The organism is Kosakonia pseudosacchari (assembly GCF_015167415.1).
Taxonomy (GTDB): domain Bacteria; phylum Pseudomonadota; class Gammaproteobacteria; order Enterobacterales; family Enterobacteriaceae; genus Kosakonia; species Kosakonia pseudosacchari.
Genome location: NZ_CP063425.1, coordinates 592,819 through 605,443 on the forward strand (window position 1 = coordinate 592,819; position 12,625 = coordinate 605,443).

At 51.2% G+C, this 12,625-nt stretch carries 7 protein-coding genes and 2 pseudogenes; 5 read left to right on the forward strand and 4 right to left on the reverse strand.

From position 1 onward, the window contains the following. The 3 genes and pseudogenes from IP581_RS02775 to IP581_RS02785 all read left to right on the forward strand — a co-directional run bounded on the left by IP581_RS02775 (position 1) and on the right by IP581_RS02785 (position 5,077). Entirely contained in the window at positions 1-2,334 is a 2,334-nt protein-coding gene (locus IP581_RS02775) for a primase-helicase zinc-binding domain-containing protein (protein WP_193821701.1), read from the forward strand. 387 nt (positions 2,335-2,721) lie between these two features. Further along, positions 2,722-3,417 (forward strand): hypothetical protein, encoded by a 696-nt coding sequence (locus tag IP581_RS02780; protein ID WP_134318937.1) that lies wholly within the window; start codon positions 2,722-2,724, stop codon positions 3,415-3,417. Between the two features lie 400 nt (positions 3,418-3,817). After that, positions 3,818-5,077: pseudogene (locus IP581_RS02785) on the forward strand (tyrosine-type recombinase/integrase). A gap of 517 nt (positions 5,078-5,594) precedes the next feature. On the opposite strand, the gene IP581_RS02790 reads toward IP581_RS02785, so the two are convergent. Continuing rightward, positions 5,595-6,752 carry a PAAR domain-containing protein gene (locus IP581_RS02790; RefSeq protein ID WP_193821702.1) on the reverse strand — a complete coding sequence of 386 codons (1,158 nt, stop codon included), beginning with the start codon at positions 6,750-6,752 and terminating at the stop codon, positions 5,595-5,597. Between the two features lie 20 nt (positions 6,753-6,772). After that, positions 6,773-7,261 carry a PAAR domain-containing protein gene (locus IP581_RS02795; RefSeq protein WP_193821703.1) on the reverse strand — a complete coding sequence of 163 codons (489 nt, stop codon included), beginning with the start codon at positions 7,259-7,261 and terminating at the stop codon, positions 6,773-6,775. 623 nt (positions 7,262-7,884) lie between these two features. Between IP581_RS02795 and IP581_RS02800 the strand changes: the two are divergent. Then, a pseudogene (locus tag IP581_RS02800) lies at positions 7,885-8,113 on the forward strand (transposase); the annotation flags it as partial. 459 nt (positions 8,114-8,572) lie between these two features. Here IP581_RS02800 and IP581_RS02805 read toward each other — a convergent pair. Beyond that, positions 8,573-10,552, reverse strand: a complete 1,980-nt coding sequence (locus IP581_RS02805) for a TonB-dependent receptor domain-containing protein (protein WP_407659143.1) — start codon at positions 10,550-10,552, stop codon at positions 8,573-8,575. Positions 10,553-10,580: 28 nt separating this feature from the next. Continuing rightward, positions 10,581-11,639 (reverse strand): 7-bladed beta-propeller protein YncE, encoded by a 1,059-nt coding sequence (yncE, locus tag IP581_RS02810; protein ID WP_193821705.1) that lies wholly within the window; start codon positions 11,637-11,639, stop codon positions 10,581-10,583. Positions 11,640-11,934: 295 nt separating this feature from the next. Here yncE and alaE point away from each other — a divergent pair, with 295 nt between their 5' ends. Continuing rightward, complete coding sequence (gene alaE / locus IP581_RS02815) at positions 11,935-12,396, forward strand: L-alanine exporter AlaE (protein WP_193821706.1); 462 nt, start codon at positions 11,935-11,937, stop codon at positions 12,394-12,396. Positions 12,397-12,625: the final 229 nt, after the last annotated feature.

Consider the following 12,625-nt stretch of genomic DNA (forward strand, 5'->3'; position numbering starts at 1 on the left):
ATGAAAATGAACGTAACGGACACCGTTAACATAGCGTGCGGCCACTGGCCGCGCATTCTCCCGGCGCTGGGCGTCCCGGTCATCAGAAACCTGCATCAGGCCTGCCCCGTCTGTGGCGGCTCTGACCGCTTCCGCTTTGACGATAAAGAGGGGCGCGGAACGTGGTTCTGTAACCAGTGCGGCGCGGGTGACGGGCTGAAACTGGTTGAAAAGGTGTTCGGTGTGACCCCGTCCGAGGCCGCCGGGAAGGTGAATGCCGTGACTGGCACCCTGCCGCCGGTTACCCCGGTTGACACCGCGACCGCAGACACCGGCACGGATGCCGGGCGAAAAGCTGCGGCCGCAGTGGCGGCTGAGCTCGTGGCATCTGCCCGCCCGGTCACCGGTAACGCCTACCTGACCCGCAAGGGGCTGGCTGAGCGCGAGTGCCTGACCCTCGCCACCACGCACAAAACCGGCGGGGTGAGCTACCGCGCCGGGGATGTGGTTGTCCCCCTGCATGACGACACCGGAGCACTGGTTAACGTCCAGCTCATTAACGCTGACGGGGACAAACGCACCCTGAAAGGCGGGGCGGTGAAAGGCGCATGCCATATCACCGAAGGCCAGAAACAGGCGGGAAAACGCCTGTGGATAGCGGAGGGGTATGCCACGGCGCTGACCGTGCATCACCTGACCGGCGAAACCGTGATGGTGGCACTTTCGTCCGTGAACCTCCTTTCTCTGGCGAGCCTTGCCCGCCGTCAGCACCCGGCCTGTCAGATTATCCTCGCGGCTGACCGTGACCTGAGCGGTGACGGCCAGACAAAAGCCGCAGCGGCCGCAGATGCCTGCGGGGGCGTGGTTGCGCTGCCGCCGGTGTTCGGTGACTGGAATGATGCCTTTATCCTTAACGGGGAGGATGCCACACGCCGGGCAGTTTACGACGCCATCCGCCCGCCGGTGCAGAGCCCGTTCGACACCATGAGCGAGGCGGAATTTACCGCCATGAGCACCAGTGAGAAGGCCATGCGCCTGCATGAGCACTACGGCGAGGCGCTGGCAGTGGATGCGAACGGCCAGCTCCTGTCCCGATATGAAAACGGCATCTGGAAGGTGATACCACCCTCAGACTTTGCCCGCGACGTGGCCGGGCTGTTTCAGCGACTTCGCGCCCCCTTCTCCTCGGGACGCATTGCCTCGGTGGTGGAGACCCTGAAACTGATTATCCCGCAACAGGAGGCACCGGCGCGTCATCTGATTGGCTTCCGTAACGGCGTGCTGGACACGAAAACCGGCACGTTCAGCCCGCACAGCAGGGCGCACTGGCTGCGCACCCTGTGCGATGTGGATTTCACCCCGCCGGTGGCGGGCGAAACGCTGGCATCCCATGCCCCGCATTTCTGGCAGTGGCTCGACCGCGCCGCCGGTGGCAGTGCTGACAAACGCGACGTGATACTGGCTGCCCTGTTTATGGTGCTGGCGAACCGCTATGACTGGCAGCTCTTCCTCGAAGTGACGGGGCCAGGCGGAAGCGGGAAAAGCATTCTGGCCGAGATTGCGACCATGCTCGCAGGCGAGGACAACGCCACGTCGGCAACCATCGAGACGCTAGAATCGCCACGCGAGCGTGCCGCCCTGATTGGCTTCTCGCTCATCCGCCTGCCTGACCAGGAGAAATGGAGTGGGGACGGGGCAGGACTCAAGGCCATCACCGGGGGCGATGCCGTGTCGGTTGACCCGAAATACCGCGACGCCTATTCCACGCATATTCCGGCGGTGATTCTGGCCGTGAACAACAACCCGATGCGCTTCACCGACCGCAGCGGGGGCGTGTCCCGTCGCCGGGTGATTATCCACTTCCCGGAGCAGATAGCCCCGGCGGAGCGCGATCCGCACCTGAAAGACAAAATTGCCCGCGAACTGGCGGTAATTGTGCGCCAGCTTATGCAGCGCTTCAGCGACCCAATGACCTCCCGCACGCTGCTCCAGTCACAGCAGAACTCTGACGAGGCACTGAGCATCAAACGCGATGCTGACCCGGCGTTTGATTTCTGCGGTTATCTGGAGGCGCTGCCGCAGACTAACGGGATGTTCATGGGTAATGCCAACATCGTGCCGCGCCAGCCCCGCAGCTATCTCTATCATGCCTACCTGGTGTATATGGAGGCAAACGGGTTTAAGCATGTGCTGAGCCTGAAAATGTTCGGAACAGGGCTGCCGATGATGCTGAAAGAGTACGGCATAAACTACGAAAAGCGGCACACAAAACACGGGACGCAGACCAATCTCACCCTCCGGGAAGACAGTAACAGCGACTGGCTGCCGAAGTGCGACGAGCCCGCAGCGACATAATCTCACCAGACCGGCAGCCGCCGGTCTTTTTTTATCTGACATCCCAGGTGGTGAACAGTGCACTGTTCACCCTTCACCTTCTGTTCACTACTCAAGTCACTGAAAGTAAAGGGTAAAATAGGAGGGTGAACAGTGTGAACAATAAAACCAAGAAAAAGTTTTTACCCCCCCCCCCTCACTCCACATCCGTATGCGGCATTCCTTTGCCTCAATACGTAAGTGCGCGCAGGGGTGAAGAGTCGAATGTTCACTGTTCACCAACTCATAACATCCTATCTTTATGATATTAAATGGAAAGCTATCGAGGTGAACAGTGTGAACAGTTAGGTGCAAAAAAACTTTTTTTGCATATGATGATGCTATGCACATCATGGGAAGATTTAAGCAGTGGATAAAACCAGAGATTTCATTCTAGAAGGGCTCTCCCGATTTGGATTGGCTGATTTGCCGGGTCGACCTTATGACTGCGCCTTTGATCTCCTGGCCGCAACACCATCAAGAAAGCGGCTAATTGTGATGGGCTTTAATGGCTCGTTAGCTGATTCATGTATGACAAATCGCCAATCTATTCTTGAAGATTATGCTCATCCTTTTATCTCCGGGGTTCAACAAGGAATAGAAGGAAAATGGGGGATCACGCATCTTGCAAAACGATTACAACAAATACCTGTTTGCCTCGGTTATAGGTGGGAAGACGTTATCTATACCAATGCATTTATGATGTGTTCTCAGAATGCAGTAACCCTAAAAAAAGAAGCAGCTTGTCGAAATATGACAATGAACGAGATCGAAGCAAAATCAATGGCATTTTTTGAGCATGTGACTGCCAATTTGAGCGAACCAGATCTCATCGTTGCATACAGCAACAGTCTTCAGTCCATCTCTGCTGCAAGCCTGTTGCTAAAACACTTTGGCGATGCAACTACTCTCAAATTTTCTCACCCCAAGGGTTACCACACCACTTTCGCTTTTATGGCCAATATTAGTAGTAGAAGTATCCCGGTTGTCTGCGTACGCCACATGTCACGATTCAAACCTGAAGAGGGTTATGTAAGGGCGGCTCTGAGATTAATGGAATGTTAATTTTTGTTCCGGTAAGGATCCTGACAGCGGAACCTCACCGGCAGGAAGTACCACCCTTAAAAGGTATATGCTCATACTTATTATCAATGCTATGGCATCAAAACGTCTGGGGGCACAAAAGGGGGCATGTGTTAATGATTAAAATTAAAAACGCTTATAAATTATAAGTTTAATCCGATATTTGAGTCCGGCCTTCGCACCATCGGAACATCAATAGACGTCAACGGACGTCTTTTTTTGTGCCTGAAATCCAGTATCCGCAAGGCTTTCCTCGCTTTTTCACTCAACCTAAGTCAACCTGATTCAACCTACATCAACTTACTGATGCGGGTACATCTGCGGGTATATCCCGGTTCGATAATGTTTGTACCCACATAGAACCCTTGAAAGGATACTCATCATGGCTCTGAGTGATGTGAAGGTTCGTTCGGCTAAGCCTGAAGCAAAAGCTTATAAACTTACTGACGGTGAAGGCATGGTGTTGCTGGTTCACCCTAACGGCTCCAAATATTGGCGGCTTCGTTATCGTTTTGGCGGTAAGGAGAAGATGCTGGCGTTGGGGAAATACCCTGAAGTGTCGTTGGCGGATGCCCGGGCACGCCGGGATGAAGCCCGTAAGCTGTTAGCTAATGGCGTCGATCCTGGTGAGAACAAGAAAGCTGTTAAGGTAGAACAAGAGCAAGAAGCGATAACGTTTGAAGTGGTCGCCAGAGACTGGCATGCCAGTAATCAGAAGTGGTCGGCATCGCATAGCGCTCGTGTATTGAAAAGCCTCGAAGATAATCTCTTTGCTGCCATCGGTAAGCGGAACATTGCTGAATAGAAGACGCGGGATCTTCTTGTTCCCATCAAAGCGGTGGAATCATCTGGACGACTCGAAGTTGCGGCTCGTTTGTAACAGCGAACTACCGCGATTATGCGGTTTGCCGTTCAGGGCGGCTTAATCGATTACAACCCAGCACAAGAGATTGCCGGTGCAGTTGCTACGGCGAAAAGACAGTACCGTGCTGCTCTGGAGCTTAACCGCATTCCTGAATTGCTTCACCGCATTGATCACTATTCTGGCAGGCCGTTAACCCGACTGGCGGTTGAACTCACTTTGTTGGTTTTCATCCGTTCAAGCGAGCTGCGTTTTGCACGCTGGACAGAAGTGGATTTTGAAACGGCCATGTGGACGATCCCCGGTGAGCGTGAACCGCTGGACGGTGTTAAACATTCACAGCGTGGTTCAAAGATGCGGGCTCCTCATCTTGTTCCTTTGTCGCGGCAAGCCTTAACAATTCTGGAAAAGATTAAAAGCATGAATGGGAATCAAGAGCTGATCTTTGTTGGTGATCATGATCCGCGCAAACCCATGAGTGAGAACACAGTGAACAAGGCTTTGCGAGTGATGGGCTATGACACGAAAACAGAAGTCTGTGGGCATGGTTTCAGGACGATGGCTTGTAGCTCATTGATTGAATCGGGTTTGTGGTCGAGAGATGCGGTGGAAAGGCAGATGAGCCATTAAGAGCGTAGCTCTGTGCGTGCAGCTTATATTCATAAGGCTGAACACTTGGGGGAGCGAAGGCTGATGGTGCAGTGGTGGGCGGATTATCTGGATGCAAATCGAGAGAAGGGGGTTAGTCCATTTGATTTTGGAAAACTAACGACTGGTTAAAATTGTCATAAGTGAGCAGGCTGTAAGAGAGGCCTGCTTGTGAGCCCTGATTAGGCTAGGAAGGTGCGTTGAAAACCATGCTCAAGATTTAATGATAAATGGAAAACTGCTTCAGTTCATTGTAATGGTGCACAGGGATAACCAGTCTGTAAGCGTGGCGATTCACCGCTTGTTATCTTACCCCCAACGGGGCATTAGGCTTGCTATTATCCGCAAACGGAAGAAGGGAAAAGGCCGGAACTAGCCGGCCTTTGGCCGTCATCTCACTTTCTGAAAGATGAGTAAGGTCAGTACAAGACAGATGGCAGTACCAGTAAACGCAGTGATAAAAAGATTATCTAAGGATCGAGATAAATCATTTGTGATCGCTTCACACAGATGGACTTCCATCGTTCCAATTGAAGGTGGGCCGTTATATTTTATGGTTAACCCAAAATCCAGCACAGGTATCATCAATGCAACTGAATAGATGAGGAAAATTAAGGTAATACCTCCCCAACGCAGAATAGTTTTGATTCTACTCGTCAATGTCATATGAGCCACCTAAAAAACCACCGACGGTCCCACCAGAATAACCGGACGATACACCAATAGCCGAGGCACTGTTAGCAAGTCCTTCCTCCACTTGCCCAGTCAGGTTTTCAGCATTTGGCTTGAAGTTTTCGATATTCGGATATTGTTCTCTGAATGCGTTGGTTACTTCCAGAACGTTCATTGAGGACAGATCGCTGCTCTTATCAGTCAAGTAACGCTGTAAAGATACCGGAATAGTGAAATCTTCTTCACCTTCGATATGAAGTTGCGTCGTTGTTGATGTGTAACTGGTATTAAATATTTTAGTCCCGGCCTCTCTGATTGCTTGCACTGTGTGAGTGGTGCAGTTGCTACCAGTCAGATCGTAAACGTCAATCACCTTTCCGCGCCGCTTAGTGCGATCTCCCATCGAATCTGTGAACACTGGTGTTTTTCCTGAGTTCCATAGAGATTCGAAAATCCGGCGGGTTTCTTCGGGTGTAACATCATCGATCTGGAATACTCTCGCCTGATATTTATAGAGTTCTTCACGATAATAAAGACGGGCATCATCTCCAGTCAGAAAGTTAAGAATCCCATCACCTGTTAATGTAGCGGGGCCTTTTCGACCAAAGCGCCCGTATGTGTAAACGTAGATTGAGTTACTCTCGTGTACCGAAACATAAGCGTGTCCTGCATCGGTGATTTCAGTCCAGATGTAAACGCCGTTCAATAACGCGTTATCTTCTGGTTTGCAGGTGTCAGCAAAGCTGTTTTGCTTTTTCGCTACTTGTACGTACTGCACTGGCTCTTGTATTGGTTCAGATACTGCTTTCGTTGTCACGGGTGCAGATGTTGCTTTTACTGGTGCCTGGTAAGGGCCGTGCCGCATAAAGGTATGGGTAGGGATGAAAAAAGCCTTGCACGGACAGGTCGAACGGCTATAAATCGTACTTGCGGCCAATTGCCCGTGAATATACTCGCCGGGGTATCCACCTGCCACGCTGTATGTACCGGGATGTTTACCGCAAGATACAGTACAGCCTACGGTTGCCTGTCTGTTTTGATTCGGGCCAATCTTCTTACCTTTCGGGTGTCCGCTCAGAACAGATCCCCCGCATGTTGTTTTATCACCTTGCACTATCCAAAAGCCTGTAGCCATTGTCTGAACTCCTTATTTTTTTAGAGTGCCACTGGAGCGAGAAAATCGGCTGGCATTGTGGGGCTGTTTTCTAATTGGCACAGGAGAGCAAAATCTTGTGGGGTGCTAATAATCACATCACCGTTATCAAGCTGGCTACCTACAAGGGCAAAAGAAACACCGTTTCCGTTAGTTGCGGCTGAGCCTGAGCCGTTGATTATTCTTGCGCGTTTTCCGTCAGGATAAACAACGTAATCCCCAACCATTGCCCGATTGACCTCGTTCCCGTCTTCAAGAGTAAATGAGTCGTTGGCGTTGGCTTTTTCAATCTTCCCGCCGTTTCGTGTGAGTGATCCCGCGGTGGCAAAGCGCCAAATTGCCATTAAAGAACGGTCTTTCATTTCTTCAACATGGGATTTGAAAATCTGGCGTTGTTCTTCGTCTGCGTTTGCCAGTTGTTCTGCGCTGAATGGATTCTTGAATGATGCAAGCACTGATGGAGTGAGTTCGTTGGTGTATTGCTGTTCCATGCCTTAGTCCTTTAAATGAGTACGGTTAAATCGGTGCAATATTAGCCGAAATTTCACTTAAAGGCGCTATTTATCATGCGTCCATGATACTGTGCTGTAAGTGTGGTCGGATTGAATAATTTCGTTGTTGGACCCCCGCAGAATGCGGCTCTCAAGGGCTTGTGCGCATGAAGCAATGCGGTTGTACTGGGTGGGTGTCCACAAGGCTCTACAAGCCGCATTCTACCGTTAGCCTATAGCTGGCTCCCCGGCTTGAAAAATTGCATATTTATAGTTCGGCCTCCCTCAACGATTAAGGCTTCAACTTCCCGCGTGCGCCTCTCCCAGCCGAAGGCTGGGCGGGCTGTATATCGATTTGTCTTCCTCTGTGGCGTTTATGACCCTGTTTCGTGTTCTGATCATGAGGCTGTGGGGTAGGGTTACTCTTCTCTTTAAACACTAAATCACTCCTGAATATCCACTGTTAAAGCACTTTGCGTTGATACTGGGTGCTGCTCTTGCCTGCGCTTGTATCTGTCTCATTTAACTATCTGTCAAACCTTATTGACTACTGTAGTGGTTTACAGAATTTGGCCACCAGAATCGAGGTGATGTGCTCACTTCAGAACAATACAGGTGTTCCAATGAAAAGAAGAAATTCCAGCGCAGAGTTTAAATGCGAGTCTGCTCAACTGGCCCTTGACCAGAACGTAGCTGCTGCGGCCAGTGCTATGGATGTTCATGACGCGATGGGTAAAGCAGTTGCGGGATGAACGACAGGGCAAAATGCCAAAAGTCTCCCCCATAACCCTGAAACAGATCGAAATGTGTGCGCTGAAGAAAAAGCTACCGCGCATCGAAATGGAAAACGAGCACTGGCCCGGGATATGTTGTGTACGAAAGGGGATTTAGCTGCTGAAGATTTTAATCAACTTCTTCGTTCCTGACTCATTATCAAAATAGCTGAGGGTGTATGTTTTCACTGGAAAGCGTACCCCCTGTTACGCAAGAAACGGATGATTTTGCTTTACTGGCGTTAATTAGCGCTGTTGCGTTAATGATGAAAAAGAGCTTTAGCAAGGTGGCAACGGATTAAGATTTAAACATTTGTGTCAAACGTCCTTCGAAAAACGGTTCTGCTGAGCAGACGGTTTTATCTTTTGGCAGGATAAGCGGTTCTCCGTCTCGATCTCAAAAAAGCCCATCTGCCGAATGATGCTCCCTACAACCCGCGCTAATTTCCCCCGCGCGAAGCAAAGAGCGCCTGATATTTCCCTGTGTTAACCCAATACTTTTGCGTAATGCCGGAGCCGCTCAGCCCCGGCATGCAGATTAAAATTCGTATCGGGCACCAAGGTTATAGCGGCGGCCTTCCAGCACGGATGTCTGGTTATACGAAGTGACGTGAATGGGGTTCACATCGAACAGATTGTAAACGCCGCCCATCAGGGTGATGTTCTTGCTCAGATGGTAGCGAGCGCCCAGATCGACCAGCGCATAGGCTTGCGTTGAAGTGGATTTACCAATATTTGGCGTATTGCTGCGCCAGCTTGCTTTAGTCCATAGCTCGACGTCATTAGCCGCCTCCCAGGTAACAGAAACGTTAGCCATGCTGGTTGGATATTCATTGAGCGCATAGCCCTTGTACGTGCCGCTTTTCTGTTCGCTATGGGTGTAGGTGTAGTTCGCGTTGGCCTTCAGCGAATCAGTCACCTGCCAGTCGCCATTTAACTCCAGACCATAGATTTCGGCGTCGCTGACGTTGAAATATTGCGAGACGCTATCGGCAACATAACCATTGTATTGGCACTTTTGGGTTTCGGTTGCCGTACAAATCGTGTAGTCACTGATTTTGTCTTTAAATTTGGTATAGAAAACGGTGGCATCCAGCGACAGTGCGTCTTGCTGCCAGTAAACGCCCAGCTCGGTGTTGACGCTCTGTTCCGGTTTCAGGTCATCGTTACCAATGCCGATCTCAGAATAGGGATAAGCACCGTATACGCTGGTGAAACCTGAATTATTCTCGCGCAGATCCGGTTTTTTATACCCGGCCGAGACACCGCCTTTCAGCGCCCAGTTTTCGTCGATGGTCCAGTTACCATAAAGTTTTGGCGTCACGTGGTAGCCAAAATAGCTGTCGTGATCCAGGCGAGCCGAGGTGGTGAGCGTGAAATCCGGCACCAGCATCCATGCATCTTCAGCAAACAGCGCCCAGCCGTCGCGGTCAATTTTGCTGACTGGCGTCACGCCCGGTGCGATCTTATCTGCGATACCGAAAGTGTCGTTCAGCTCATTGCGGGTAAAGTTGGCTCCCAGCGTCAGTTTGTGGTCGCCGAGCGTGAATGTGTTTGCACTGTTGGCTTCAAAGTTTCGCTGTTCAATAAACTGCGACGACATGCCGGGCACGCGATATTCCGTGCGTGCTTTTTCATAACTGACGAAGTTCTTCACCTCGACCAGATCATCGCCGTACCAGGCGTGCTGCGAAAGCGAAGCCGCATCGCGGTCGAAGCCCCAGTACCACTGTTTATCGTTGTGTGATTTCTCCTGATGCCCCCTCGAGGCATTCAATTCCCAAAGCTGGGTGTCGACAGGCGACATCGAAATAGTGGCATCCAGGTTTCCGGCCTGGTGTTTAACAAAACGTTCGTCATTCACGCTGTCATCGTCGCGGCGATCCAGGTAATCCGCCCCCACGCTGACCCCAAGTTTACCTGGGATAACCGGTCCCATTAAAAAGGCATTGGTCTGATTGGTGTTACCGTATTCACTTTTCTCCTGAAGGAAATAATTGTCCTCCAGCACGCCGGTCCATTTATCGAGGTTAAAAGCCTTTTTGGTGATAACGTTGACCACGCCGCCGATGGAGTCAGAACCGTAAAGTGAAGACATTGGCCCGCGAATCACCTCGACCCGCTCAATGGCAGCGAGCGGCGGCATAAAGTTCGCTTCGGTGCCGAGATGGTGCCCGTAAGGACGTGACTCGCGCGTGCCTTGTTTAATGCCGTTGACCATGAATGCGGTATAGTTCGAGCCCATCCCGCGCATCTGCACATCACCGGAAGCCAGACTTCCGTTACCGCTGCCCGTCAGCACACCGGGCATTTCACGTAGCGCCTCTGTGACATTCTGGTTTGAACGGGTGTTGAGCGCCTTCTCGTCAATCAATGAGATGGTCGCCGGTGCTTCGCGTCGCTCCTGGCTGAACCCGGTGGCAGTCACCACCATCTCATCTTCTTTTTTTGCCTCGCCATCTGTGGCAAAAACGGTGGCAGGAAGGGTGGCGCAGGCGAGCGTCATCGCCACGGACATGCGTGTTTTGGCTATCACAGAAGCGTCCTTAGAGTCGGGTTAAATCAATGTTGAGAACGTAGTCATCCTGCGTGCTTTTCTCGTCCTGCTTCACGCTGGCATACAGCGTTTTGGCATCGGCAGAGAGCGCCAGACTGTTGGGCATCGCGCTGGTTTTAATGGTGTGCTTTAACGCATAGCGAGTGGCATCAATCACGCTAATCTGCCGATCATTACGATGGGTGACATAGATTTCATTGCGCGCGGCGTTATACAGCACCGCGATGGAGTTCGGCGTCGGGATGCGGTGAAGGAGTTGGCCAGAGTTCAGGTTGACCACCAGCACATCACGGGTATTGGTATCTGCGATATAACCCACCCCGGCGGCGGGGTTCAGGGCAATATTCAGGAAGTAATGTTGCGGCTCGGCCGGGTCGACCTTCACGCGTGAAAGCAGTTGTGATGTTATGCCATCAAGGGTAATCAGCTCTCCCTGACCGGACACGGCATAGACTTTATCGCCAGCGGTATCGACAGCAAAACCGACGGGATCCATCTTCTCAAGGGTATGCGCCAGTTGCTGCTTTTGTGTATCGACAACCCAGAGCAGGCCATTGCCTTTACTCGCTATCCCGGAAACGTAGAGACGATGGTGCTTTTTATCCAGCACCACTTCGCGGACATGAGCTTTTTTCTTCGGATCCGCCTCATTACTGAGTTGAAGCGTTTTGATAACCTGATTCGTGCGCGTATCCAGCACCGTCACGGAGCCTTCCATGGCATTGCCCACATAGAGAATATGATTTTCTTCATCCAGCGAAATTGCAAAGGCACGGCGTTCGGTCTTTATTTTTTCGTGAATCTGCAAGTTATCCGCCGCCAGGCGAAATACCACGCCTTCTGGCTTATCGGCATCAAAGGAGGGCGCGGAGGCGGCGTAAAGCGACTTTTGCCCGTTGTCATAAGCAAGTTCATAAACCCCGTGACCAAGCGGCTGCATTAGGAAATCTTTCTCGGAGAACGCTTTTGCAAACAGGTCGCTGGAGAAAAAAACAAAGGCGATAGCCAGAGCATGAAACGCCGTGCTTTTTATGCTTTGTGAAGACATGTCATTTTTCTTTACAGTTGGTTACTTTGTGAAAATGATAATTATTATTAATCGCGTTTGCAATTGAGTGTGAGGAGATCAAGACCTACCATTTTTGGCGTTGTGTGATGCATCACAGCAATGACGTTCAGGTCTTCGCTGTTGCAAAACGATAAGTAATTTACCAACGCCGTGTTTTGCCGATACCCGAACAGGCGCGGCCTGTGCGGCGTACCTCAAGCCTTTGTACTACTATTACGCGTCATCTGTTTTTATGAATTCGCGTTTTCACACCACACCACGACAGGAATAAAATTTGCCTCAGCGCCCGCAGCAGACGAAGCGGCGAACTGCATTTATTGCAGATACCACCGCGTTAATCGTTTTTTTCACCATCACTGGCATCATTAACGAACGGATTCTCGCGGGCATGACGTGGGAACAAGTGTTTCACGCCCGGCTTCTTGGTGCCGTCCTGATGGTTCCGGTGGCAAGGCCATATGGCATTTGGCGGGACTGGGTGATGAAGCGTGCCAGTGCGAGCCGGCTCTCAAAATTGCTGTGGGACAGCGCGGCGCTTGTGAGTTTCCAGGTCCCTGTCTATGCAGCGATCATTGCGGTGAGTGGCGCTTCGGGAAGCGGGCTGATAAAAGGGACGTTAGGCGCAGCGTTGATGATGCTCTTTCTGGGGCGTCCTTACGGTGCCTTTCTTAACGCGGTGCGTAAGCTGTTTGGCTTACCACCAGGCGGCGACAAACCCATGTCACTGAATAATTAAAATTTCTCCTGTGCCGATGCGAACGCTTCCCCGGCGTGTTAAGCAACCGGGAGCCATCATAATCAGGCTGTGGCGAAGTGGCACATTGAGCACTGCTTGATAAATCCTCCAGGCTGGTGGCAGATCTGTTAAGACGAGGTTTTTTCAACGGGAGACGATCAAGAGATCTTATTTATTCGTGGTCAATGCTCAATTTCATAATACCTGCTTAGAATTGCGAAATGATACA

Excerpts from the sequence above, each read along its gene's own strand:
- IP581_RS02790 (WP_193821702.1), bottom strand. The coding sequence starts at position 6,752 with ATGGCTACAGGCTTTTGGATAGTGCAAGGTGATAAAACAACATGCGGG.
- IP581_RS02805 (WP_407659143.1), bottom strand. The coding sequence starts at position 10,552 with ATGTCCGTGGCGATGACGCTCGCCTGCGCCACCCTTCCTGCCACCGTT.
- IP581_RS02775 (WP_193821701.1), top strand. The coding sequence starts at position 1 with ATGAAAATGAACGTAACGGACACCGTTAACATAGCGTGCGGCCACTGG.
- yncE (WP_193821705.1), bottom strand. The coding sequence starts at position 11,639 with ATGTCTTCACAAAGCATAAAAAGCACGGCGTTTCATGCTCTGGCTATC.
- IP581_RS02795 (WP_193821703.1), bottom strand. The coding sequence starts at position 7,261 with ATGGAACAGCAATACACCAACGAACTCACTCCATCAGTGCTTGCATCA.